This is a genomic window from Aminobacter sp. 01T433, assembly GCF_056398585.1.
The window spans coordinates 75,436-99,914 of the sequence record NZ_JBFTPR010000011.1; the positions used below are offsets into that span (position 1 = coordinate 75,436).

Genomic DNA, 24,479 nt, shown 5'->3' on the forward strand with positions numbered 1-24,479 from the left:
ACCCTAACATGGCCACCCCACTCATCGTCTCTGAGGTCGCCAAGGCCTTCATCATGCACTTGCGCGGCGGCATCCGCCTGCCCGTCGTCGCCAATGTGTCGTTTTCGGTCAGGGCGGGCGAATGCGCCGTGCTCGGAGGCCCTTCGGGTGCCGGCAAAAGCTCGATCCTGAAGATGGTCTACGGCAATTACGGCGTCGACCAGGGCCAGATCATCATCGAGCATCGTGGTGCGCTCGTTGATCTTGCCACTGCCAATCCGCGCACGGTGCTCGAAGTCCGCCGCGACACCATCGGTTATGTCAGCCAGTTCCTGCGCACCGTGCCGCGCGTTTCCGCCCTCGATGTCGTTGCCGAGCCCTTGGTGGCGCGCGGCATTGACCGCAAGCAGGCGCAGGACCGCGCCGCCGACCTGCTCGGTCGGCTCAATCTGCCGGAAAGGCTGTGGTCGCTGCCGCCGGCAACCTTCTCCGGCGGCGAACAGCAGCGCGTCAACATCGCGCGCGGCTTCATCACCGATCACCCAGTGCTGCTGCTCGACGAGCCGACAGCCTCGCTCGACGCGACCAACCGCGAGGTGGTGATCGGACTGATCGACGAAAAGAAGCTCGCCGGCGTAGCCCTGCTCGGCATCTTCCACGACGCCGACGTGCGCGAGGCGGTCGCCGACCGGATTGTCGACGTTACCGAATTCGCCACGGGAAAGGTCGCAGCATGAGCCGCAAACTCTCCGAACAGCCCTGGATCCACCCGACTGCCGAGGTGACGCAATCGACGCTTGGCCGCTGGACCGAAGTCTCCGAGCGCAGCCGCATCAGCGAAAGCGAACTCGGCGACTATTCCTACGTCATGCAGGATTGCAGTCTGTGGTGCGCCAAGGTTGGCAAGTTCTCAAACATCGCAGCTGCCGTGCGCATCAATGCCACCAACCACCCAACCTGGCGGCCGACGCTGCACCACTTCACCTATCGCGCCTCGGACTATTGGGACGACGCCAGCCACGAGACCGAGTTCTTCGAGTGGCGCCGTTCGAACGCGGTCACCGTCGGCCATGACAGCTGGCTCGGCCATGGCTCGACAGTGCTGCCCGGCGTCACCATCGGCGACGGCGCGGCGATCGGTTCGGGTGCAGTGGTCACCAAGGACGTCGCCCCCTACACCATTGTCGCCGGCGTGCCGGCCAAGCCGCTACGCGAACGCTTCGACCGCAGGACCGTTGAACGTTTCCAGGCACTTGCCTGGTGGGACTGGGACCACGCCAAATTGCGTATCGCCCTCGACGACTTCCGCAATCTGTCGGCGGAAGAGTTCCTGGAAAAGCACGGCGGGTAAAGCAGCCCTACCGCGCCAGGAAGAGCTGGATCGCCACCATATTGACCAGGTCGACGAAAAACGCAGAGACCAGCGGCAAAATGATGAAGGCGTTCGGTGACGGGCCATATTGTTTGGTCACCGCCGTCATCGAAGCAATCGCCGTTGGCGTCGCCCCCAGCGAAAGGCCGGTGAACCCCGCGCTCAGCACCGCCGCCTGATAGTCCCTGCCCAGAAGCGGGAAAAGCACGGGCAGGATGAAGGCGACCGCGAGAAGCGCCTGCATGACGACAACCACCAGCAACGGTCCCGCGACCCCGGCCAGCGTCCAAAGCTGCATGCTCATCAGCGAGATGGCGAGGAAGGCCGACAGCGAATAATCTGAGATCAGCGACATTGCCGGCGAGCGCGCCGGCCATGGCAGACGGGGAAAGATGTAGGGGATCGTGTTGGACAACACGACGCCCATGATCAGGCAAGGCACGAAGAGCGGTAGCTTGAAACCCATCGCACTGACCGGACCGTGAACCAGATAGCCGAGCACCACGGCAAAGTTGACCAGCAGCAATGCCTGCATGAAGTTCATCTTGTCGATCGGCGCGGCCTCCTTCTTGGCGGCGGCCCCCTCGCCCTCGGAATCTGCCACGTCGGCAGTCAGCTTGCCGCGCTCGATCAGGAATTTCGCCACCGGTCCGCCCAGCACGCTTGCCACGATGAGCCCGAGCGTCGCCGCTGCGGCGCCGACTTCCACGGCCGCTGGAAAACCATGCTCGGCGGCGATCGCCGGTGCCCACGCAATCGTGGTGCCGTGTCCACCGACAAAGGCGATCGATCCCATGATGATCCCTGCCGCCGAGGGTAGGTCGAACAGCCAGGCACCGAGCGTGCCCACGCCATTTTGCAAGAAGACAAAAAACACGGTCAGCACGCACAGCACGGCCAGTGCCCGCCCGCCGACCAACAGGTCGGATAGCCGCGCATTGACGCCGACGGTGGCAAAGAAGATGACCAGCAACCTGTCGCGGGTGGTCATCTCGAAGACGACTTCCATGCCCGACAGCTTGAAGAACACCCATATGGCGGCAGCGGCCAGAAACCCGCCGGTCACCGGTTCGGGGATGTTGTAGTTGCGCAGGAAAGAAACGTGGCGCGTCACGATCACGCCAATGAAGTAGACGATGATTCCGAGCGTAAGCGTCAAGAAATCAGGCGAAATGAGCGTGTTGGCTGCCGTCGTCATCCGAGCTTTTATGGTCGCGAGAAATGGAATCGCGGATCGGCGGACCCCAGCCTATCCAGGCCCTCAACCTTGCCTAGAATATCAAGCAGGGCAATCGTAATTCGGCCATGGCCGCTGCCCAAACAAAAACACCCGCCATCGTCCCTCAAAGGGGCGATGGCGGGTGCTGGAGAACTCAGTGGGAAGTAATCAGGCCTCCTGGATAGCCGACAGCTGCCAGTCGCCGCCGTCCTGTCGCACGAAGGTCCACAACTCGGTGGTCTCGGTCGGCTTGTCTGCGTCACCTTCGACGATCTCGCCCGTGGCGCGGTTGCGGGTCACGTCGATCGAGGAATACTGCAACGCCGCCGTGGCGTAGTCGCGGTCGCCTTCGTTCCAGCTCTCGGCGATGTCAGCCTGCAGCAGCTGAACGTCGGACACGTCGTTGCGCACGCCATTTTGGGCGTTGTCGGCGAGTTCTTCCGACAGATACGACACCATCTCAGGCGTCACCAGCCGGCGCAGCGCCTTGTGGTCCTCGCGGCCAAAAGCCTCCTGCACCTCGGTCAGCATGCGCTGGAAAGTGTCCAGGTCTTCACCGGATACGGTGATGTCGCGGCTCACCGGCTGCTTCGGTGCTGCCTCAGTGCGGCTGCCACCGATGCTCGGGATGCTGAACGAGCGGCTGCCACCATTGGTCTGGCCGGTTTGTTCAGGTGCCGCATCGCGATAGTTGAAGTTGCCACCACCGGCACCGGCTCCAGCCATCGCCGGACCGGAATTGACCGCCTGCCGTGAGCGGAAGAAGCGCAGGGCGAGCCAGATGGCGCCGCCGATCAGCAGCACCTGCATCAGCATGCCGAACATGCCGGCGAGGCCGCCGAAACCCTGGCCCATCATCATGCCGAGCAGGCCGCCCATCAACAGGCCGCCGATCATCGCGCCACCGAAGCCACCCATGAAGCCAGGGCGCTGCTGGGCTGCGGCGCCAGGGCGCGCGGCATTGGCGGCCGGGTTCGCGGCCTGGCCGGTGTTCGGCGTCATCGAGCGCTCGACCGGTGCAGCCGGCTGCGGCGCTGTGCGGGTCGGAGGCGCTGCCTGGAACGTGCGCGCGCCACGGCTGCCGAAGCTGCCGCCCCGGCGGGCGTCGGCCTGGTCCACGGCGACCATGGAGAATGCAAGGAACAACCCTGCGAAAAGCGTGGCAAATCGGGTCGTTCGGGACATTTTCATCAGCGGTTCCTCAAAGTGACGTCAGCCCTCATATAATGACTAACAAGTGTAGTGTCAGGGCTTGCAGGATTTTTTTCTTGGCACTGCGACATCTCATCAATTCAGGCATATCGGCGTTTCCTGGAATTGCCGATACACTGCCGCCAACCTTGCGCCCCGAACGACTGTTGGACGATGCAGATGATCGGCAGCACGATTCTCGGAATCGCCTTCATAGGCGGGACGATCCTCCTGACGCTGGGCTCTTATCTGGCCATGCGTTTCGTCACCGGTGGCGACCCCGAAGGCAAGGACCACGAACTGGCAGCGTCCGTCGTCGTGCGTATCGCCGCCTTGCATGGGCTGATCCTTGCGCTGGTGTTCGCGCAGGAAATGATCGAATACCAGCAGCTCAAGAACGAAAGCGCCATCGAAGCCGACGCTATCGCCGATGTCTATTATGACGCCGAACGCTACGGCCTGGAACAAGGTCTCGCCATCCAGCAGGCGCTATCTGGATATCTGCGCGTGGTGATCAACCAGGAATGGGCGGAGCTGGGTTCCACTGGCGAACTGTCACAGACCGCATGGGATCAATGGGACGTCGCCTATCGCGCGGTGCTCGATCTCGTTCCCGCAACCGGGCGCCAGACAAGCTTGCGCGATCATATGCTGAGGCAAATGCAGGCGATCGCCGAAGTTAGGGTCAAGCGTGACAATCATGGCCCCGATAGCATCAACGTGATGTTCTGGTTCGCCGCGGTGTCGGGCGTGGTCCTGGTTGCATTTGGCTATTACCCCTACGCGCCCGAGCGGCGCAGTCTCATGCTGCTGTCGGTCGTTGGAGCCTACACCGGCATCATCCTGTTTTTGATCTACGCGTTTTCCAATCCTTACAGTCCGCCGGGAGCGCTCAATCCGGGCGCCTACGAGCGGCTGCAAAAACAGATTGCAGCGCCACCGGAAGGTGGCTGAGGAGAGGAAATCGCATTTGCGATGGCCTGCGGCACTCGGCGGGATGCGCTTGAACAAAACGTACCCCGCCGAATACCTGGCATCGGGATGCGGTTCTGCACCCGACTATCAAGCGGAGTCTACTTCGCGCACACCTTCCAGACAGAGCCATTTGTGCTTGCTGTTCGGCCAGTGGAGCATGACCGGCGCCGGAAACTCCCGGTCCTCCAAACAGCCAGCCGACACCGAAAGCGCAGCCGTCAGCGCTTCTGCCCGCATGAAGACGACCGATCCGCAAGTGACGCAGAAAGTCTGCTCCAGCCATTGTCCCGACGAGCCGGCTCGTCGCCAGGATCTGGTCTCGCCTTCCTGGCTGACGACGGCGGCATCCGCATAGATGGCGCGGTAGGAGAATGCCGCCCCGGTGCACCGCTGGCACTCGGTGCAGCTGCATGCGTAAACGCGTCGCGGCTCCCCGGCGAGGACGAGTTTCACACTCCGGCATGAGCAGGTCGCGGTACGCCTCACCTCGCCGTCATGCATGCGCCGGCTCCCCGCAATGCTGTTCGGAGCCATTCCGAAACAGTGGGAAAAGCGATGCGAAATCGTCGGCCTCGTTCCCGAGCGATAGCGCCTTCTGGAAGATCCGGTCCATGGCGTGTGGCACGGAAGCGTTGAGGCCTTGCTCCTCACATGCCTCGAGCAGGTGCTTGAAGGCGCTGTAGTGGGCACCCAAAGAGGCGAGCGTTGCGTCGTCGCCGGCAAAACGGCGCGCCCTTGTGCGATCCACCACATCGAACAGCGCGCCGTCGACAACCGGCTTGAACGCCGAGAGATGGCTCCTGAACGTCTTCAGGTCGAGCCCCTCGGCTTCGGCGACAGCCATGCCCTGGAGCACGCCGAAAAGCCCACCCCACATCTGGGTGAGCAGCGCCGTGTCGAGCGCCGAGGCTTGGCCGGGCACTTCCCCGACATAGCTGGTACCGCCGCCGAGCGTAAGAAGCAGCGGCTTGTGCTTCTCGTAGACCTCGCGAGCGCCTGAATAGAGCAATGTTGTCTCTGGCTTGCCGATAAAATCCGGGGTCGCCATGATTGCCCCGTCCAGATAGCCGGCACCATGGGCCTCTACCCATTGCGCTTCATCCCGGGCCAGACGCGGCGAACCGGAGGTGAGCTGGATGATGGTCTTGCCGGCCAATGCCGAAGCGACATTGTCGGGCCTGAGCAAGGCCTCGCTTGCGGCATAGTCTAAGACATTGATGATCACGACGTCGGCCGCCCTGATAGCGTCCGCCACTGAAGCGGCGACCCTGGCGCCCAGGGCAGCCAAGGCTTCACTTTTTGCGGCCGTCCGGTTCCAGACCGATGTGGGGTAGCCCCGCTCGAGCAGGGTTCGAACAATGGACGAGCCCATGCGGCCCGCGCCGAGCACGCAGACATTTGATTTCACGATGATTTCTCCGACAAGCGAAATGCCCCTCGCAACGAGGGACCGGTTTATGTTTGGCGCGCGCTTGGTCCGAACATATTTACTGTCACCGCGTTGAGAAGTACGCACCTTGAAGTAAGCTACTGATATCATGACAGGAGTTGCCAGATGAGGCCCAAGGAACCAGACAGCTGCGGATTTGCCTCCGCGATGCAGGCCATCGGCGGCAAGTGGAAAACCTCGCTGCTGTGGGAACTGCACCTGCGGCCACACCGCTTTGCCGAACTTCGCCGGCAACTGCCCGGCATCAGCGAAAAGGTGCTGACGCAGCAATTGCGGCAGATGGAGGCTGACGGGCTCATCAGCCGGCACGCCTATGACGAGGTGCCGCCGCGCGTCGAATATTCGATCACACCGCTGGGTCTGAGCCTGAACGATGCCGTGACCGCGATGTCGGCATGGGGCAAGCGGCACGAGAGCTGGAAAGATCAGCGGCAGGCGGCCTGACGTAAGCTACGATGAAGGCCAGCCACAGCTGCAGTTAACGATACCCAGATTTCAGAAACGGGATTCCCGAAACAGCTATATCGGCCCGCAAAAGCCGCGTTTTTCGCACCTCACCCTGTGCATCGTAACAAAACTGACATGGTCCCGACATTGCAGCTTCATGTCCCGGGTCTAGGCCGATGCCTGAAAAGGGCGAAAGCCTTGACAGGACAGGGAAGCCACGATGCTCGAAATCCGCAACGTCACGCGCCGCTTTGGCAAGAGCGTCGCCGTCAACGGCGTCAACCTTCAGATCCAGCAGGGCCAGATGGTCGGCATCATCGGCCGCTCCGGTGCCGGCAAATCGACCTTGCTGAAAACCATCAACCGCCTGATCGACCCAAGCCAGGGCTCAATCGTCTTCGAAGGCACCGAAGTGTCGTCGCTGCGTGGGGTAGCCCTCCGTCGCTGGCAGCGCGACTGCGCCATGATCTTCCAGCAGTTCAACCTGGTGCCGCGCCTCGATGTTTTGACCAATGTGCTGCTCGGCCGCCTGAACCACCGCTCGACCGCGCTCAACCTGCTTTCGATCTTCTCCCGCGAAGAGCGCATCCGGGCAATCGCCGCACTTGAACGCCTTGACATCGCCCGCACGGCACTTCAGCCAGCCGGCACGCTGTCCGGTGGCCAGCAGCAGCGCGTCGCCATCGCGCGCGCCTTGATGCAGGAGCCGAAGCTCATTCTCGCCGACGAGCCGATTGCCTCGCTTGATCCGCTCAACGCCAAGGTGGTGATGGACGCGCTGCAGGACATCAACCAGCGCGAAGGCATCACGGTCATCACCAATTTGCACACGCTCGACACCGCGCGCACCTATTGCAACCGCATCATCGGCATGTCCGCCGGTGCGGTCGTCTTCGACGGCCCACCTGAAGAGCTCAACCGCGATGCCGTGCGCATGGTCTACGGCGCCGACAGCGACGGCGCTGAAATCTCCGAAGCCATCACCTCCACCAGCATCCGTCCGATGAGGGCGAAGGCTGCGATATCCGCCGCACCTCTCGAGCCCGCATACGCTTCGCTCTGAGGCCGTCCGCGTTCGCCTCGCCCGCGTCAAGGGCCCGCAATCAGCAACTGCAATGACCCAGCAAGATGCTGGGCCAACCTGGAGACTTGTCATGTTCAAGAAAGCACTTTTGAGCGCCGTTTCGCTCGCCGTCCTGGCGATCGGCTCGGCTCATGCCGCAGACCTCAAGGAATTCCGCATCGGTCTGATCGGTGGCGAAAACGAAGCCGACCGCCTGCGCAACTTCCAGTGCCTGACCGATCAGCTTCCGGCCGTTCTCGGCGTCGAGAAGGTGTCGCTGTTCCCGGCTGCCGACTATGACGGCACCATCCAGGGCCTGCTTGGCGGCACCCTCGATTACGCCGAACTCGGCGCGTCGGGCTATGCCAAGATCTACCTGCAGAACAAGGATGCGGTCGAGCCGATCCTGACCACCGTCCAGACCGACGGCGCCACCGGCTACTACTCGATCATGGTTGCCAAGAAGGATTCGGGCATCACCAAGCTCGAAGACCTCAAGGGCAAGAAGCTCGGCTTTGCCGATCCGGACTCGACCTCGGGCTATCTGATCCCGGTCACTTCGCTGCCAAAGTCGCTCGGCGGCACCGCCGTGAAGGACTATTTCGCCGAGACCGGCTTCGGTGGCGGCCACGAAAACCTGGTGCTTGAAGTGCTCAAGGGCACCTTCGACGCCGGCACGACCTTCGGTTCGGGCGTCGGCAACTTCAAGGACGGCTACACCTCGGGCAACCTCAAGAAGATGGTCGACAAGGGCATCCTCGACATGGACGACCTGGTCGAAGTCTGGAAGTCGCCGCTGATCCCGAACGGCCCGCTGGTCGTGCGCACTTCGCTCGACGCCGACATCAAGTCCAAGTTCAAGGACTATCTGATGAAGCTGCCGCAGACCGATCCGGCCTGCTTCTCGGCCATCCAGGGCGGCGACTTCAAGAGCTACACCGAAGTCACCCCGGAATTCTACCAGCCTGTCATCGACGCCCGTAAGGCGCAGATCGGCAGCTAAGCTCTCAGGCAGCATCGACGCGCCGCGGCCCCATCGCGGCGCGTCTTTTCTTGTATCCGGGACCGGACGAAAAATTCATGACAATGCCCCTCTCGGAAGCCGGCCTGACGGTCGAGCGCCACTGGCGCGAACTCGCCAGCCGCCGCCGCCTGCACACCATAGGTGGCTTGATCCTGCTGTTTATCGCCCTGTCGGGCTCGCTCTGGTTCGCCAACGAGAGCAATGCCGGCAAGTTCTTCGACCGGCTGCCGCATTTTTTCGACTTCACCGACCAGCTGATGCCGCGCGATCCCTATGAGATCGGCCGCGCGCTGTTCGACCTGCCTTCGCCCTATGCCGACGGCAGCCTGAAATTCGACTACCCCGAGGGCCGCGTCTACATCGCCGGCTCCTTCTACATGCCCGAATACGTCTACAAGATGCTGGAAACGATCAACATCGCGCTCGTCTCCACGATCATCGGCTTCACCTTCGGCTTTCTGCTTTGTTTCCTCGCTGCCTCCAATCTGGTGACCCAGCGCTGGCTGCGCTTTTTCGTCCGTCGTTTCCTCGAAATCCTGCGCGCCTTCCCCGAGATCGTCATTGCGGGCTTTTTCCTGGCCATCCTGTCGATGGGTGCGATCCCGGCGATCATCGCGGTATCGCTGCACACCATCGGCGCGCTCGGAAAGCTGTTCTTCGAGGTCGTAGAAAATGCCGACATGAAGGCCGACGAGGGCCTGCGCGCCGTCGGCGGCAACTGGCCCGAGCGCGTCTGGTTCGGCATCGTGCCGCAGGTCATGCCGAATTTCCTGAGCTACGGCCTGCTGCGGCTTGAAATCAACGTGCGTGCCTCGACCATCATCGGCGCGGTCGGCGGCGGCGGCATCGGCGAAGCGCTGCGCCTGTCGATCAGCCGCAACCACGAAGCCAAGACGCTGGCCATCATCTTCCTCTTGTTCTGCACCATCGTTGCCGTCGACCAGTTGTCGGCCTGGCTGCGCAAAAAACTGGTCGGCGAGCAGGCCTTTGCCTTCGGCCGTGGGAACTAAGACATGACCACTCTTTCCATGACCGAAATGCAGGCGATCTCCGACCGCCACCCCGAGCTTTTCGCCGGCTCTTGGCGCAAGAGCTTGACGGGTTGGGCGGTGGGCGCCGGCACCATTGCTTATCTCGCTTTCGCCTGGTGGTTCTTCGCCGTCGGCGCCGTGATCGCTGCGGGCAACTGGGGCATTGCCGGAACCTATGTCGCCGACTGGGTCAGCTACGAGATCCGGCCGCAGGTCACCTTCAGGCAGGATCGCCTCGACATCGGCTATCCGCGCTTCTCGTCCTACCGCGCCGACCGGCATCCTGAATGGCTGAGCTTCGACCAGCCCGCAGCAGCAGCGGCGGCACCTGCCGCCAACAAGGCATCGGCCAGCCGCGTCAGAGCCCATATCGGCCGCAACAACACGGTCGATGTCACTCCGACCAGCGTGACGGTGACGTACGGCGCAGAAACGCTCGAAGTCGCAGTCGTGCCCGAGACCAGCATCGCCGTCGTCGGCACCCTGCCCGCCTGGGCGACGCAGAAGGCGCCGGGCGAAAAAATCGTTGTCGATTTCGGCTTTGCCGGCAGCGTCCAGATCAACGCCGACGACGTCAAGATCCGCCACCGCTTCCTTGGCTGGCAGAATTTTGTCTTCGACGCCAATTCGCCCTACTGGGGCAAGTCGACGAGCGAGGTCCTGTCGCTGGTCATGTCCGACGCGCGCATCGATCCCAAAATGTCGAATGCCGCCCTTGCCTGGGACAACATCGTCAACAACTCCGAATGGCAGCATGGCGACGTCTGGGTGAAGCTTTTGCAGACCATCGTCATGGCCTTCGTCGGAACGCTGTTTGCCAGCGTGCTCGCCTTCCCGCTGGCCTTCCTTGCGGCCCGCAACATCACGCGCAACCGCCTCGTCAACCAGGTCGCCAAGCGTTTCTTCGACTTCCTGCGCTCGGTCGACATGCTGATCTGGGCTCTGTTTTTCACCCGCGCCTTCGGCCCCGGCCCCATTGCCGGCATGTCGGCAATCTTTTTCACCGACACCGGCACCTTCGGCAAGCTTTACTCCGAGGCGCTGGAAAACATCGACGACAAGCAGCGCGAAGGCATGCGTTCGGTCGGCGCCTCACCGGCATCCGTCCAGCGTTATGGCGTGGTGCCGCAGGTGCTGCCGGTACTGATCAGCCAGTCGCTCTATTTCTGGGAATCGAACACGCGCTCGGCCACCATCATCGGCGCGGTCGGCGCCGGCGGCATCGGCCTCAAGCTTTGGGAAGCGATGCGCACCAATTCCAACTGGGCAAACGTCGCCTATATGGTGCTCTTGATCCTGATTGTGGTGTTCATCTTCGACAATATTTCCACCGCATTGCGCCAGCGCCTGATCGGCGGGAAGGCCAGCCACTGAACATCTGCGGCCGGCCATTGCAAATCTTGAGAAGTCGGCCACTACTTCGTCAAACTGTCACGCAAATCATCTATCGGGCAATCGCCCTGGGGACTTCGCGCCATGCGCTACGCCATCTACTTCACGCCCGAACGTGACGACCCGCTGTGCCGCATCGCGGCCGGCTGGCTCGGGCGCGATGCGTTTGGCGGTGTTGCGACCCCCGCCAAGGCCTTCGGCGAATTGTCGGCAGCGGAAGTCGCGTTCCACGCGGCCGCAGCCCGCCGCTACGGCTTCCATGCCACGCTCAAGGCCCCGTTCCGCCTTGCCGACGGTGTTTCCGAGGCGGAGCTCATCGACGCGGTTTCAACTTTCGCAAGCGACGCTACGCCCTTCGATATCCCGCGCCTGAAGCTCGCGCAGATCGACGGCTTTTTCGCCCTGATCCCGGCGGAGCCCCTGCCCGAACTCGACCTCTTCGCAGGCGATGTGGTGAGGGCGTTCGAGCCTTTCCGTGCGCCGTTGAGCGACGCCGAGATCTCCCGCCGCAATCCTGAATCTCTGTCGCCGCAGGAACACAGCAACCTCAGCCGGTGGGGCTACCCCTACGTGTTCGACACCTTCCGTTTCCACATGACGCTGACCGGCCGCGTGGCGGCCGAGGAGGCACCGCGCGTACGCGCCGCAATCGAGGAATGCCTGGGCAACGTGCTCGACAAGCCTGTGCCGGTCGACGGGCTGGCGCTGTTTGTCGAGCCTTCGTCGGGCGCGCCGTTCGAGGTGCGGGCCTATAGCGCGCTGGGCAATCAAGCCGAAAGAAAGACCGCCTGAGATGACCGACCTTGTCTTGAGAAACGCCCGCCTGGTTCTGGCCGACACCGTCGTCGACGGTTCGATCGTCGTGCGCGACGGCAAGATCGCCGAAATCTCCACCGGTCCGAGCGCCGTTGGCGAGGACATGGGCGGCGACTTCGTCATTCCCGGCCTGGTCGAACTCCACACCGACCATCTCGAAGGCCACTACGCGCCACGCCCCCGCGTGCGCTGGAACCCCATTGCCGCCGTTTTGGCACACGACGCCCAGGTAGCCTCCGCCGGCATCACCACCGTCTTCGACGCCCTGCGCGTCGGCATGGACGAAGACGCCGACATGACCTCCACCGACATGCGCCTGCTCGCCGATGCGATCGAAGACAGCGTGCGCGCCGACCGCGTCCGTGCCGACCACTTCATCCATCTGCGCTGCGAAGTCTCGGCCGGCGACTGCCAGGACAGCTTCGCGGTTTTCGACGGCGACGACCGCGTCAAGATGGCCTCGCTGATGGATCACGCACCGGGCCAGCGCCAGTTCGTCGACCTCGAAACCTACGCCTATTACTACCAGCGCAAGCTGAAGCTGAACGACGTCGAATTCCAGGCCTTCTGCGACAAGCGCATGGGCGATTCCGCCCGCAACTCCAGGCCGAACCGCGATGTCATCTCGGCCGCCTGCCATGCGCGCGGCATCGTTTTGGCGAGCCATGACGACGCCACCACGGCCCATGTCGACGAAGCGATCGCCCAAGGCATTCGCGTCGCTGAATTCCCGACCACGCTCGAAGCCGCCAATGCATCCAAGGGGGCCGGGCTCGGCGTCTTGATGGGCGCGCCCAACGTGATGCGTGGCGCCTCGCATTCGGGCAATGTCTCCGCTCGCGCCCTTGCCGAGCACGGCCTGCTCGACATCCTGTCGTCGGACTACATCCCCTTCAGCCTGATCCAGTCGGCCTTTTTCCTCGGCGAAGTCGTTGAAGGCATCTCGTTGCCGCAGGCGATGGCGATGGTGTCGAAGAACCCGGCCGATGCCGTCGGCCTCACCGACCGTGGCGTCATCGAGGCCGGACGTAGGGGCGATCTGGTGCGCGTACGGGTCGACGAGCATGTGCCCGTCGTTCGCACCGTCTGGCGTGAAGGCCGCCGGGTCGCTTAGGCCTCGACCTTCTCTTCGTCGTTGAGGTTGATGAGCGTCATTTCCATATCGGGTTCGTCGCCCGAGCAGACGCACAGCATCTCGGCGTCGCCCTCGCCCACCGAGAGATAGGCGTGGCCCATGGTGGAATCGATGTAGACGCTTTCGCCTTGCTTGAGCCGCACCGGCGCATATTGCTCGGTGTGGACCTCGATCTCGCCTTTCAGCACGAACAGGAATTCCTCGCCGGCATGCTTTGTCAGCGGGCCGAATTGCTCCAGCGTGCGCGCCCGGGCATCGGCGACGATCGGCACCATGCGCTTCCGCACCAGATCGGTGGCGAGATAGTAGTAGTCATAGTTGCGCGTCAGCTGGCGCAGCGTCGTTGCCTTCGATGTGACCGAGCGCCGGGTGCGCGCCGAAGGCAGCTTGGAATCCCCGCTCAACAGCTCGGTGACGTGGATGCCAAGGCCGCCGCATATCTGCAGCAGCTTGTCATAGGTCAGCGACATCTGGTCGTTTTCGACCTTCGACAGCGTCGACACCGCCACGCCGGTAAGATGGCTGACGTCCTGAAGCGTCCAGCCATGCTGCTTTCTCAGATTTCGCAGGCAGTCGCCGAGATTCGGTTGTTCCGACATGGCTATCTCCATCACCCGTGATTCATTAGCTATTCTAACTCCCTCTGCGCCGCAAGATTCGCCAACATTTTTCCTATCCGCTAAATATTGACTGCATCAGAAAATGATTTTACGAATGGCCATGCATTCCAAATCCCGCACCCAAAAAGTCATCGTCATTGGTGGAGGCATCGCCGGCCTCTCGCTCGCAGCCGCCGTCCAGCAATGGGCTGAGGTCACCGTGATCGAACGCGAAACCCAGCTCGGCTATCACGCCAGCGGACGCTCCGCCGCCCTGTTTTCCGAGACCTATGGCAACGCGACCGTGCGTGCGCTTTCGGTGGCGAGCCGGCAGGCCATCATCGACGGCGGCTTCGTCGAGCATGTCAGAGGCGCCTTGCATTTCGGCGGCCCCGAAGACACCGATGCCATCGACCAGTTGGCCGAGGAACAAAAGGCCTTGGTGCCAAGTGTGCGGCGACTGTCGCCGGACGAGGTCGAGGCCATGGTTCCGGCCATCGCAGCGGAACGGACCTGCGGCGCGGTCTACGAACCCGGCGCGGTCGATATCGATACCGGCAAGATGGTCCAGGCCCAGGCATCAGCGCTCAAGGCTGCTGGCGGCAGTGTCGTCACCGGCGCGGAAGTGCTGGAGATTTCGCGTGGCGCCAACGGCTTCAGTGTCACGACCACTTCAGGCGTCTACGACGCCGACATCGTCGTCAATGCCGCCGGCGCCTGGGTCGACGTCATCGCTGAACGTGCTGGCTTGTCCGGACTGGGCTTCGCGCCCAAGCGGCGCACCGCCTTCCTGTTCGACCCGCCCGCAGGCACCGACGTCCGCAACTGGCCGCTGGTCGTCGACCTGCACGAGCGCTTCTATTTCAAGCCGGACGCCAGCCGTCTGATCGGCTCGCTCGCCGACGAGACCGATAGCGAGCCTTGCGACGCCTATCCCGAAGACATCGACGTCGCGACCGCCGCCTACAACATCGAGGAGGCGACAGGCCTGAATGTCGGCCGTCCCTCGACGCCATGGGCTGGCCTGCGCACATTCTCGCCCGATCGTACGCCGGTGGCGGGCTTCGATCCGCGCCTGCCCGGCTTCTTCTGGCTCGGCGGCCAGGGCGGCTACGGTTTCCAGGTATCGCTGACACTCGCGCGCCTCGGCTCGGCCTTGATGCGCGGTGAGCCGCTGCCTGCTGACCTTGTCCAACTCGGCGTGACCTATGGCGCGCTCGCGCCGGATCGTTTCGTGCAATCGGCCAACGCGCGCGCCGAGCACGCCATGAGCACGTAGACCTCAGAAGACGTAAGGCTGGCGTGGCGGGAGGAGAACCGGCGAACGTCAGCATCGACAATCAAAAATGGGAGCGATTGCAATGACATCTTCAGCCATGATTCTGCGGACGGCGCTTGTCGCCTCGACCATGCTGTTCGGCGGACAGGCCTACGCCAAGACGCTGGTTTACTGCTCGGAGGCCAGCCCCGAGACCTTCAACCCGATGCTCACCGTCGCCGACTCCACCATGGATGCGGCAGCCAAGACGATTTTCAATCGCCTCGTCGAGTTCAAGCCCGGCACAACTGAAGTCGGACCCGCTCTCGCGGAGAAGTGGGACGTTTCCGAAGACGGCAAGGTCTACACCTTCCATCTCCGCAAGGGCGTCAAGTTCCACTCCAACGAGACCTTCACCCCGTCGCGCGACTTCAACGCCGACGACGTGCTCTACACCTTCAATCGCCAGCGCGACTCCAGCAACCCGTACTACAAGCTCGGCAACGCCTCGTATGAGTATTTCAACGGCCTCGGCATGGGCTCGATGATTGCAAACATCGAGAAGGTCGACGACTACACGGTGCGCTTCACGCTACCGACGGCGAACGTCACCTTCCTGCCCGGCATCGCGCTCGACTATCTCTCGATCCTGTCGCTCGAGCAGACCGAAAAGATGGTTGCTGCCGGCACGCCCGAAGTCATCGACCAGAAGCCGGTCGGTACCGGCCCCTTCGTGCTCCAGGCCTACCAGCAGGACGCGCAGATCCGCTATTCCGCCAACAAGGACTACTGGAACGGCGCGCCGAAGATCGACACGCTTATCTTCGCGATCACGCCCGAACCTGTCGTCCGCGTCACCCGCGTCAAGGCCAACGAGTGCCAGGTGGCCGCCCCGCCGCCGGCTGCCGCCCTTGCCGAGCTCAAGGACAATCCCGACGTCGACATCCTCAGCCAGCCGGGCCAGAACATCGGCTCGGTCGGCTTCAACACCGAGCACAAACCGCTGGGCGACGTGCGCGTGCGCACTGCCCTTGCCAAGGCGATCAACCGCCAGGCGATCGTCGAGGCGGTCTATCAGGGCGCCGGCAGCCTTGCCGGCTCCGTCGTGCCGCCCATGCAGCTTGGCGCGGTTACGGACGCGGCAATCGACTACGACCCCGAAGGCGCCAAGAAGCTTCTTCAGGAAGCAGGCCTGGATGCCGGCACCAATATCAAGCTGTGGGCGATGCCGGTGTCGCGCCCCTACAACCCCAATGCCCGCCGCATGGCCGAGATGATCCAGGCCGACTGGGCCGCGGTCGGCGTCAAGTCGGAGGTCGTCACCTTCGAGTGGGGCGAGTACCTCACCCGCACCGGCAAGGGCGAGCACGACGCCTACCTGCTCGGCGGCTCGAGCGACAATGGCGACCCCGACAACATGCTCTCCTTCTCCTTCGCCTGCGACGGGGTGAAGGGTGGCTCGAACCGCTCGCGCTGGTGCAACGAGGAGTTCGACAAGCTGCTCGAAGCAGGCCGCGTCACCGCCGACCCCGAGAAACGCGCAGAGATCTATCGCAAGGCGCAGGCGATCCTGAAGGCCGAGGTGCCCGAGGCCCCGATCGCCCACTCGGTCGTCTCGATCCCGGTCCGCAAGAGCGTGCTCAACTATGTGATGGATCCGTTCGGCCGGCAGAATTTTGCTGCTGTCGACATCGCCGAATAAGACAAAATACGAGGAAGGCAGACAGTCATGCTCGAAGACCTGAACCGTCTGCTTGAAACCTACCGCACCGATGGCGCGGTAGGTGCTTCCCTTGCCTTCGCCCTTGGCGACGGCGAGGTTGTTACCGTCACGACAGGCCTGTCGGATAGGCCGCGCAATCTGCCCGTCACGCCAGACCAACTGTTCAAGATCGGCAGTTGCACCAAGACCTTTGTCGCCGCAGCCCTGATGAAGCTTGCCGAGGAAGGCAAGGTCGATCTCGGCGGCCCGTTTGCGGCCTGGTTCCCCGATCTGCCGCGCGCCAGCGAGATATCGGTGCGCCAGCTGGTCAATCATCGCGGCGGCCTGCCGGAGTTTGAATACGACATTCCAATGGACCCAACCTTGGTGTGGACGCCGGCCAAGCTTGTCGACCTCGCCTTCAGCGTCGGCGGCCAGACAGCACCGGGCGGTCCTGCCGTATACAACAACACCGGCTATGTGCTGGCCGGCATGCTGATCGAAGCCGCCTCGGGCCTCAGCCTCGGCGAGTATGTCAGGCGAAAAGTACTCGAACCGCTTGGCCTCAAGGACACCTGGTCACCGGCGACGGAAAGTTTCCCCACCGAGCGCATGGTGCGTGGCTACTACCACCGCCCGAAACCCGCACCCGACGCCGCGACTGGCCTCTCTGAGGGCGGCGAGATGTGGCGCATGGACGGCGTGCTACCCTACTCCGACGAGTTGCAGGATTCTTCGGAAAGCTTCCCCTTCTCGGGCGCTTATGGCTGCGGCGACATGGTTTCAACGCCGACCGACATGGTGAATTTCATGCGGGCGCTGTTTTCCGGTCGGCTGCTGCCCGCACCCCTGTTCCGCGAGATGAGCGAATCCCGCATCGCGGTCAGCTTTCCGGGAACGCGCATGCGCGAGACCGGTGCCGGCCTGTTCATGAGCAGCTATGCCGACCGCTTGGTCTTTGGTCATCAGGGCAGCATTCCAGGTTACGTCACCGTCATGCAGCATGAGCCCAAGTCGGACCTGACGATCGCCATGACCAGCAATGCCGGCGCTGGCAACCGGCTGTCTTTCTACGCCAGCGGGCTGCACCCGGTGGTCGACGAGGCAATGCGGATCATCCTGCGCGGATAACAGCCATCAGACGCCGAAGCGGGCGGCCATCTGGCGAAGGTCAACGCCAAGTTCGGACGTCACCTCCAGCGTGCGGTCGTCGTGCGCTGGAGCGTGATTTTCAGGCCGGTGGGCGGCGAGCACCCGGTCTCTTTCGCGGATCAACGTCCCGATTTCTTCGGAATAAAGCGCAAGCACCGTACTCAGCCAGCGATTGACCAGATAGGACGGCCTGGCGAAATGCAGGTCGAAGCGCGGCAACAGTTCGATCGTCGCCTCCGCATCCAGCCAGTTATCGCCGACAACCCACTGGTTGACCGTGAACAGTCGCAGCAGCCGGCCATAGGCATCGACACCGACGGCAACCAGGTGATGGATAGGCCCGTTAACGCCCTCGGGCCTGACGAAGCAATGGAAATGGCCATGTTCGGTCTGGCCCTCGGCCGGCGGATGGCTGTGATAATACCACTGCGCGCCTGTCTCGGTATCGAACACATCGCCTGATGGAAAATGTTCCCAGACGGCAACGGACTTGGCCTCGCGCAGCGTCTCGAGCAGGACGTTGCTGCCAGACTTCGCCAGCACCTGCTCGCAAAACAGCGCCTGGCGCACCGCATCTGCTTTTGCCTCGTCCATCTCAGGTCTCCTTGCGCCAGCTTGCGCTATTGCGGCTGGGCCGCGCAAGGCGAAGCGGCGGGTGCTGCGGCACAAGGCGAAGCCGCAGCGCACGGTGCCATCGCCGCGCATGGCGCGGGTGCAGCCGAACAGGGCGAAGCTGCCGCGCAAGGCGCGGACGCCGCCGCACACGGAGACGCCGCCGAACAGGGTGCAGATGCGGCGCATGGCGATGCTGCCGAGCAAGGCGATCCAGCAGCACAAGGCGACCCGGCAGAACAGGGCGTTGCCGGTGCGCTGGCGGCCGGCACGGGCTTGGGTGCCGCCGCGAAGCGATAATGATCGGCGGCGATGGCCGATGTGGCGGCGAGGAAAGCCGTGCCGAAGAGAAGCGTGTTGCGCGTGCTCATTTCGTCTTGAACCCATCGAGGCCAAACAGCGGGCGCAGCGCCACGCCACCGAGACTGCCCAAAAACGCCGAGGCAAACCACAGCCAGCCATGCACGCTGCCCGAGGCGATGCCGGAAAACAGCGCGCCGACATTGCAGCCGAAGGACAGCCGTGCGCCGTAGCCCATCAAAACGCCACCGATGGCGGCAGCGAGGAACGAGGCCAACGGCACCTTGACCTTGGGCGCGAATTTTCCGGCCAAGCCTGCGGCAAGGGCAGCGCCCAGGATGATGCCGAAATTCATCACCGAGGTGACGTCGGCGAGCACGCTGGAGCCTAGCGCCTTTGCCGGTCCGGGCCAGTTCCAGAACGCCCAGGTTTCGACCGGGACGCCAACCGCCTGCGCCACCTTCGCGCCCCACAAGCCAAAGCCGAAGGTGACAGACCAGGGATGGCCAGCAGTCAAAAGCGTCGCAATGTTGAGCCCGGCAAGAGCAAGCCCTGCGCCAACGAGCGGCCACGGACCATGCAACAGCCGGGCAAGCCCGCTGCGCGGCGCCGGCTTGGTCTTTTCGATACCGCCATGGGCGCGGCGCTCGACCAGAACGGTCGCCGCGGCCACAGCACCAAGGCCTACGAGCGTGACGATCACCCCGCCCGGCACACCGAGCGTCTTGCCGAGGCTGATCTCGGGCAGCGATGGCAGGGCCAGCCACCACGGCAGATGTGCCGTGCCGATGACGGCACCGACGATGAAGAAGATGAGCGTGACAAGCATGCGCGAGCTGCCGCCGCCGACGGTGAACAGCGTGCCCGAGCCGCAGCCGCCGCCGAGTTGCATGCCAAGGCCGAACATCGCAGCCCCCACCAGTACCGACACGCCGACCGGCGCGAAGGCTCCGACCAGTGGCTGGCCGTTGGCGCTGCCGAGCGCCAGAAGCGGGATGAAGACCACCGAAGCAGCAGCGATCATCAGCATCTGCGCGCGGATCGCATTGCCACGCTTTTCGACGACGAAACGCCGCCAGCCGCCAGTGAAGCCGAAGGAGGCGTGGTACAGCGTCAGGCCCAACAGGCCTCCGATGACAAACAGCACTGCCTGGCGGGGGCTGATCGCCTCGCCGATGGCAGGCGCTCCAAGCACAAGCGCCACCGCCACAAAGATGACGGGGCCCTTGTCGAGATAAACCGGCGCGGCAGAGGCAGGCGCGGTTGCAGCAATCTGGGTCATTTCAATTCAGTCGCAATTTGAATGAGAACATGCATCGCCCGTTCAACGAAAGATGTCCAGGATCGCTCCTGGACATCTCTAGTGTCGGACCTGCGCTCGCCGGCGATCAAGAGCCGGGCTGCACCGGGCGTGCCGGATCGGCAGCCCACTCGGCCATCGAGCCGTCATACATCTTGGTGTTCTTGTTGCCTTCGATCTCGCTCAGGCCGAACCAGACCACCGAAGCCCAGTGGCCGGTGTTGCAGAAGGCAATGTTCTTCTCATCGGTGCCGAGGCCAACGCCCTTGGAAAGGGCAGCGACTGCGTCCTTGGAGGCGAAGGAAGCCTTGTCGGCGTCGTAGAGCTTGGTGTTTTCGAGATTGGCAGCGCCTGGAATGGTGCCGGGAACGCGGACGACCGGGCTCTTGGCCTCGCCGCGGAACTGCGCTGCCGGGCGGCCGTCGATCAGCTTGGTGCCATCGGCGCGCGCCTTTTCAACGTCGGCGGTGGTCGCCAAAAGTTCTGTCTTAAGCTCGCCATTGAAGGCGGCAACAACCGGCGTGGCCGCTTCGGTCGAAACCTCGCCACCGGCTACTTCCCAAGCGCGCTCGCCGCCGTTCAGGATCGACACCGCGTCGTGGCCAAGCACCTTGAAGGTCCAGTAGACGCGGGTCGCAGCGCCGAATTCGGACGAGTCCGTACCCTGCGGCACGATCACCACATGGCTGTCATTGCTCACGCCCAGCGCGCCGATAGTCTTGGTGATCGTCTCCAGCGGCGGCAGCATGCCTGGCACGCCGTTCACCTCTGCACGCCAGCCGGCAGTCGAATAAGGCGCGCTGACCGCACCAGGCACATGGCCCTTGGCATAGGGGTTGTTGCCATCCTTGGCCGCGTCGCGAACGTCGAGCACAACGAGGCTCTTATTGCCGAGGTTCGACTTCAGCCAAGCGGCATCAACCAGCGGTTGGTCAGTCAGGCGTTCCGCCTGGGCGCCCGTGGCCAAGGCCAAGCCGGCAGTAATAACTGCGGCAAACAGAGAAAAACGCATCGGACAACTCCAGGAAAAAGATTCTAAAAACAGGCAGCGACCACATTTATAATCCAACAAGGACCGACGGACACGGCAAGCGAGCCCTAAATTAGCGCCAAGAACGGAAATCCATGCGCAAAAATGCCAATTGAGCGAAATTCCATTCCTCCGATCAAGTCGCATGTCCATATTCAGAATAAAGAATATAACCCCTTCACAAATCAGCGCTTTGCGACGATTTTCTGATCGACGCCGCAGTGCCGATGATATGGGCCGCAGCAAGACGGCTCATGAAGGGACGAAGGCATGCGTTTGCTCAAGGCGATGGCCGCAGCGATGGTCGGCGCGGTTCTTGCCGTCTCCGTCGCCTTTGCGAACACGCCGGCAAATACCCTCATCGTCGCCGACGCCATCGACGATGTCATGACGCTCGACCCCGGCGAGGTCGGCGAGGTCGGCGGCGTTCTCACCAGCAGCCAGATCTATCAGTCGCTGGTCAGCTTCGACGTCAACGATCCCACCAAGATCATCGGCGTGCTCGCCGAGAGCTGGACGATTTCGCCCGACGGCAAGACCTTCACCTTCAAGATGAACCCGAAGGCACGCTTCGCCTCGGGCAATCCGGTGACGGCGTGGGACGCCGAATTCTCGCTCAGGCGGGTGGTTCACCTCAAGTCGCGCTCGGCCTTCATCATCGGCCAGTTCGGCTTTTCGCCAGACAATGTCGACGACCGCATCAGGGCCCTCGACGACCAGACCCTGGTCATCGAGATCGCCGACACCTATGCGCCGAGCTTCCTGTTTTACTGCCTGTCGTCCTATATCGGCGGCATCGTCGACAGCAAGCTGGTCAAGCAGCATGAAATAGAGGGCGACTTCGGCAATGAATGGCTGAAGTCGGACAATTCCGCAGGCTCCGGGCCATTCGTGCTCAGCAAATGGCAGCCGAAAGAGTCGATCCTGCTCAAACGCAACGACAATTACTGGGGAGCGACACCCAAGATCGACAGCATCCTCATCCGCCATGTCGCCGAGAGCGCGGAACAGCGCAGATTGCTCCAGGCGGGTGAAGTCGACATCGCCAACAGGCTGGGACCGAACGATTTCGACAGCATTGCCAGCGACCCGAACCTTGCCATCGTCAACGGTCGCTCGGGCAACATCTACTATATGGGGCTGAACGTCCGGAACCAGTATCTGGCCAATCCCAAGGTGGTCGAGGCGATGAAATACCTCGTCGACTACCAGGGCATCGTCGACACCATCTCGCGCGGCACCATGGAAGTGCACCAGACGCTGGTGCCCAACGGTTTTCTCGGCGCCATTTCCTACAAGCCATTCACCTTCGACATTGAAAAAGCAAAGGCATTGCTGACTGAAGGCGGCGTCAGCGGCGAGTTCTCGCTCGACATGGTGGTCTGGGACACGCTGCCTTTCACCGACTTCGCCAAGGCGATCCAGGCATCCATGGCGCAGGCTGGCGTGCATCTCAACCTGCAGATCGTCGGCGGCCGCGAATGGCTCGACCGCTACCGCAATCACGACCTCGACATCTGGCTTGGCTTATGGGGACCCGATTATCCCGACCCGCATTCCAACGCCAAGGCGTTCGCCGTCAACAAGCAGGATGCGCCTGACGGTTCCGACAGCCTCGCCGACCGTTTCGGCTGGAACGCCGGCAAGCTGTCGCCGGATGCCATGGCCGCCGTGCGCGAACAGGATACGGGCAAGCGCAAGGCGATGTATGAGGCGATCCAGAAGGTGCACACCGACACCTCGCCGTTCATCTTGATGTTTCAGGAAGTCCGCAAGGTCGGCGTCAGCGCCCGGATCAAGGGCCTCGTCATGGGCACGACCTTCTCGGACGACCGCTATCAGGCGATTTCGAAATAGCTGAAAAGGCGGCTGCGGCCGTTCCAACGCTCACCGGGCGGCAACCAATCTGGATGCCACCCGGCGCCCTCGCCCCCACCCAACCTATTTGCGGCGAAAATTAACCGCCTTTGCCGCCACCGCCAGCGCCACCCCCAGCGCCGCCACCAGAACCACCACCTGCCCCACCGGAACCGCCGCCGGAACCACCACCAGCGCCACCGCCACCGGAGCTACTGGCCCCGCCACCGCCGGTGCCACCCCCTGCACCTCCACCATTACCGCCGCCGCCGGTGCTGCCGCCGCCGCCACCCCCTGCGCCGCCGCCATTGCCACCGCCAGCGGAGCTGCCGCCTCCGCCCCCACCTGCGCCGCCGCCGTTACCACCGCCAGCGGAGCTGCCGCCTCCTCCGCCACCGTCGCCTCCGCCATTGCCACCGCCGCCGGAGCCCCCGCCTCCGCCGCCACCGGATCCGCCACCAGCACCACCGCCGGCTCCACCGGAACCGCCGCCACCTGCTCCACCACTCCCACCACTGGAGCTACTGCCGCCGGCGCCACCGGAGCCACCAGATCCGCCGGAGCGTCCATTGGAGCCATTGCGGTCACTGCCGCTGCTGCGACCGTTGGCGCCATTGTGGTCGCTGCCAACCAACACCGAGGAGATCAGCGAAGTGGTTATCGGCGGGCATTGCGCCAACTGGTTAGACGACAAGATGCTGCCGCGATTGATCGCGATGCAGCAGAGCTTGTAGTTGCCTTGAGTGAGGGGCTGGCATTGCGCGGCCGTCATCCGCGGACGGATGCTGTTCTGGGCCGACGCCGGAGCGCTGAGGCCGATGGCCGCGAATGCTGAAGATACCAGCAGAATCGTCCTGATCCTGCTCGCGCAGATTGGGTACGTCGTCATTTCTTCCTCCTAAGGGAAAAAATGCGCCCGTCCCCAAACTGGCGCTATGGTGTGAGTGTTTCCGCCATTGGAAACATCACTTCAAGAATACGCGGATTTGAAATCAGCGAGAAGCTAGCTTCAGGGTGCCCGGGCATGCCCAATTTGGAGTAACCACAATCCGCCATTGTGATGCGCCTGCGGGCGCACGCCCCAATTCAATGCGGAAACGCATTGTCCTCGACGATCTTCCATATTTGCAAGTTGATGTCCCTGATCGCCTCGATCGATGCGCCGATGCGATGCATCTCATTGTCGTCGAGTTCCTCAAGCTTGCCGTATCGAACGGCATCCTTGCTGTCGAAGATGCGCATGAGCTGGGTGCTGGCACGGGTACCAGTCTCGTCGAACGAATAGATGCAGTGGCTGTATTTGTTGCGCAGCTTGCCTTGGTGCGTCAGCTGATCAGTCACCGAAAGTATCGCGTCCCGGCAGGCCTGGGGCGTCTTCGCCATCTTGGCGAGGCGTTCGACGAGGTCGAGCCGGGCGCGCGTCGTATTCAGCGTCAGGAAGATGATGATCGCTGTCTCCTTGTCGACCTTGGCCAGACCGGCGATCAGGTAGATGAGCAGGCTCTCAGTGTTGGTCCAGGTGTAGTTGAGCTGGCCAACGGTGAGCAGGACATCCTGGAAGCGCGGCATTGCCGT

At 63.0% G+C, this 24,479-nt stretch carries 25 protein-coding genes; 15 read left to right on the top strand and 10 right to left on the bottom strand.

The genetic code is table 11. The features are described from left to right. The first annotated feature begins 8 nt into the window (after positions 1-8). Together phnL and AC1DLV_RS19450 are read left to right on the top strand one after the other, a co-directional pair. Positions 9-716: a phosphonate C-P lyase system protein PhnL gene (gene phnL / locus AC1DLV_RS19445; protein WP_476801566.1), complete on the top strand. Its 708-nt coding sequence runs from the start codon at positions 9-11 to the stop codon at positions 714-716. Then, positions 713-1,330, top strand: coding sequence for a DapH/DapD/GlmU-related protein (locus AC1DLV_RS19450; RefSeq protein ID WP_476836213.1), 618 nt, complete (start codon positions 713-715; stop codon positions 1,328-1,330). Before phnL ends, AC1DLV_RS19450 begins: the two co-directional genes overlap by 4 nt. A 7-nt stretch (positions 1,331-1,337) precedes the next feature. Here the strand turns inward: AC1DLV_RS19450 and gltS are convergent, their stop codons facing one another. Together gltS and AC1DLV_RS19460 are read right to left on the bottom strand one after the other, a co-directional pair. Beyond that, on the bottom strand, positions 1,338-2,549 hold the full coding sequence (gltS, locus tag AC1DLV_RS19455) for a sodium/glutamate symporter (protein WP_476801568.1): 1,212 nt from the start codon (positions 2,547-2,549) through the stop codon (positions 1,338-1,340). Positions 2,550-2,738: 189 nt separating this feature from the next. Further along, positions 2,739-3,761, bottom strand: a complete 1,023-nt coding sequence (locus tag AC1DLV_RS19460; RefSeq protein WP_476801569.1) for a Tim44 domain-containing protein — start codon at positions 3,759-3,761, stop codon at positions 2,739-2,741. A gap of 180 nt (positions 3,762-3,941) precedes the next feature. On the opposite strand from AC1DLV_RS19460, the gene AC1DLV_RS19465 reads away from it, so the two are divergent. Then, positions 3,942-4,715, top strand: a complete 774-nt coding sequence (locus AC1DLV_RS19465; RefSeq protein ID WP_476801570.1) for a bestrophin-like domain — start codon at positions 3,942-3,944, stop codon at positions 4,713-4,715. A gap of 108 nt (positions 4,716-4,823) precedes the next feature. Here the strand turns inward: AC1DLV_RS19465 and AC1DLV_RS19470 are convergent, their stop codons facing one another. Continuing rightward, the gene (locus AC1DLV_RS19470) at positions 4,824-5,237 is read right to left on the bottom strand and encodes a GFA family protein (protein WP_476801571.1); all 414 of its coding nucleotides are present in this window, start codon (positions 5,235-5,237) and stop codon (positions 4,824-4,826) included. Further along, positions 5,230-6,276, bottom strand: a complete 1,047-nt coding sequence (locus tag AC1DLV_RS19475; protein WP_476801572.1) for an NAD(P)-dependent oxidoreductase — start codon at positions 6,274-6,276, stop codon at positions 5,230-5,232. The genes AC1DLV_RS19470 and AC1DLV_RS19475 overlap by 8 nt, the downstream gene beginning before the upstream one ends. A gap of 57 nt (positions 6,277-6,333) precedes the next feature. Here AC1DLV_RS19475 and AC1DLV_RS19480 point away from each other — a divergent pair, with 57 nt between their 5' ends. The 7 genes from AC1DLV_RS19480 to AC1DLV_RS19510 all read left to right on the top strand — a co-directional run bounded on the left by AC1DLV_RS19480 (position 6,334) and on the right by AC1DLV_RS19510 (position 13,073). Further along, positions 6,334-6,630: a winged helix-turn-helix transcriptional regulator gene (locus AC1DLV_RS19480; protein WP_476801573.1), complete on the top strand. Its 297-nt coding sequence runs from the start codon at positions 6,334-6,336 to the stop codon at positions 6,628-6,630. 223 nt (positions 6,631-6,853) lie between these two features. Continuing rightward, on the top strand, positions 6,854-7,696 hold the full coding sequence (gene phnC / locus AC1DLV_RS19485; RefSeq protein ID WP_476801574.1) for a phosphonate ABC transporter ATP-binding protein: 843 nt from the start codon (positions 6,854-6,856) through the stop codon (positions 7,694-7,696). A gap of 91 nt (positions 7,697-7,787) precedes the next feature. After that, positions 7,788-8,699 carry a phosphonate ABC transporter substrate-binding protein gene (phnD, locus tag AC1DLV_RS19490; RefSeq protein WP_476801575.1) on the top strand — a complete coding sequence of 304 codons (912 nt, stop codon included), beginning with the start codon at positions 7,788-7,790 and terminating at the stop codon, positions 8,697-8,699. Between the two features lie 77 nt (positions 8,700-8,776). Beyond that, positions 8,777-9,730: a phosphonate ABC transporter, permease protein PhnE gene (gene phnE / locus AC1DLV_RS19495; protein WP_476801576.1), complete on the top strand. Its 954-nt coding sequence runs from the start codon at positions 8,777-8,779 to the stop codon at positions 9,728-9,730. A 3-nt stretch (positions 9,731-9,733) separates the two neighbouring features. Beyond that, positions 9,734-11,125, top strand: a complete 1,392-nt coding sequence (gene phnE, locus AC1DLV_RS19500; RefSeq protein ID WP_476801577.1) for a phosphonate ABC transporter, permease protein PhnE — start codon at positions 9,734-9,736, stop codon at positions 11,123-11,125. A gap of 102 nt (positions 11,126-11,227) precedes the next feature. Beyond that, positions 11,228-11,935, top strand: a complete 708-nt coding sequence (locus AC1DLV_RS19505; protein ID WP_476801578.1) for a DUF1045 domain-containing protein — start codon at positions 11,228-11,230, stop codon at positions 11,933-11,935. Between the two features lies 1 nt (position 11,936). Further along, positions 11,937-13,073 (top strand): alpha-D-ribose 1-methylphosphonate 5-triphosphate diphosphatase, encoded by a 1,137-nt coding sequence (locus AC1DLV_RS19510; protein WP_476801579.1) that lies wholly within the window; start codon positions 11,937-11,939, stop codon positions 13,071-13,073. Here AC1DLV_RS19510 and AC1DLV_RS19515 read toward each other — a convergent pair. Further along, a complete protein-coding gene (locus AC1DLV_RS19515) occupies positions 13,070-13,693 on the bottom strand; it encodes a helix-turn-helix domain-containing protein (protein WP_476801580.1) in 624 nt (207 codons plus the stop codon). The two genes, AC1DLV_RS19510 and AC1DLV_RS19515, sit on opposite strands and share 4 nt — an antisense overlap. Before the next feature lie 115 nt (positions 13,694-13,808). Between AC1DLV_RS19515 and AC1DLV_RS19520 the strand changes: the two genes are divergently transcribed. From AC1DLV_RS19520 to AC1DLV_RS19530, 3 genes are all read left to right on the top strand, one after another. Beyond that, a complete protein-coding gene (locus AC1DLV_RS19520; protein ID WP_476801581.1) occupies positions 13,809-14,972 on the top strand; it encodes an NAD(P)/FAD-dependent oxidoreductase in 1,164 nt (387 codons plus the stop codon). Between the two features lie 82 nt (positions 14,973-15,054). Further along, the gene (locus AC1DLV_RS19525; protein WP_476801582.1) at positions 15,055-16,653 is read left to right on the top strand and encodes an ABC transporter substrate-binding protein; all 1,599 of its coding nucleotides are present in this window, start codon (positions 15,055-15,057) and stop codon (positions 16,651-16,653) included. A gap of 27 nt (positions 16,654-16,680) precedes the next feature. After that, a complete protein-coding gene (locus tag AC1DLV_RS19530) occupies positions 16,681-17,784 on the top strand; it encodes a serine hydrolase domain-containing protein (protein ID WP_476801583.1) in 1,104 nt (367 codons plus the stop codon). 6 nt (positions 17,785-17,790) lie between these two features. On the opposite strand, the gene AC1DLV_RS19535 is transcribed toward AC1DLV_RS19530, so the two are convergent. Continuing rightward, positions 17,791-18,399 carry a DUF6969 family protein gene (locus AC1DLV_RS19535; RefSeq protein WP_476801584.1) on the bottom strand — a complete coding sequence of 203 codons (609 nt, stop codon included), beginning with the start codon at positions 18,397-18,399 and terminating at the stop codon, positions 17,791-17,793. 21 nt (positions 18,400-18,420) lie between these two features. On the opposite strand from AC1DLV_RS19535, the gene AC1DLV_RS19540 reads away from it, so the two are divergent. Further along, positions 18,421-18,717 carry a hypothetical protein gene (locus AC1DLV_RS19540; RefSeq protein WP_476801585.1) on the top strand — a complete coding sequence of 99 codons (297 nt, stop codon included), beginning with the start codon at positions 18,421-18,423 and terminating at the stop codon, positions 18,715-18,717. A gap of 67 nt (positions 18,718-18,784) precedes the next feature. Here AC1DLV_RS19540 and AC1DLV_RS19545 read toward each other — a convergent pair whose 3' ends face one another. Both AC1DLV_RS19545 and AC1DLV_RS19550 read right to left on the bottom strand, forming a co-directional pair. Continuing rightward, positions 18,785-19,999 carry a YeeE/YedE family protein gene (locus AC1DLV_RS19545; protein ID WP_476801586.1) on the bottom strand — a complete coding sequence of 405 codons (1,215 nt, stop codon included), beginning with the start codon at positions 19,997-19,999 and terminating at the stop codon, positions 18,785-18,787. A 106-nt stretch (positions 20,000-20,105) separates the two neighbouring features. Beyond that, positions 20,106-21,029: a sulfurtransferase gene (locus AC1DLV_RS19550; protein ID WP_476801587.1), complete on the bottom strand. Its 924-nt coding sequence runs from the start codon at positions 21,027-21,029 to the stop codon at positions 20,106-20,108. Positions 21,030-21,317: 288 nt separating this feature from the next. On the opposite strand from AC1DLV_RS19550, the gene AC1DLV_RS19555 reads away from it, so the two are divergent. Further along, the gene (locus AC1DLV_RS19555) at positions 21,318-22,904 is read left to right on the top strand and encodes an ABC transporter substrate-binding protein (RefSeq protein WP_476801588.1); all 1,587 of its coding nucleotides are present in this window, start codon (positions 21,318-21,320) and stop codon (positions 22,902-22,904) included. A gap of 84 nt (positions 22,905-22,988) precedes the next feature. Here AC1DLV_RS19555 and AC1DLV_RS19560 read toward each other — a convergent pair whose 3' ends face one another. After that, positions 22,989-23,474: a hypothetical protein gene (locus tag AC1DLV_RS19560; protein ID WP_476801589.1), complete on the bottom strand. Its 486-nt coding sequence runs from the start codon at positions 23,472-23,474 to the stop codon at positions 22,989-22,991. A gap of 516 nt (positions 23,475-23,990) precedes the next feature. After that, entirely contained in the window at positions 23,991-24,473 is a 483-nt protein-coding gene (locus AC1DLV_RS19565; RefSeq protein ID WP_476801590.1) for a hypothetical protein, read from the bottom strand. Positions 24,474-24,479: the final 6 nt, after the last annotated feature.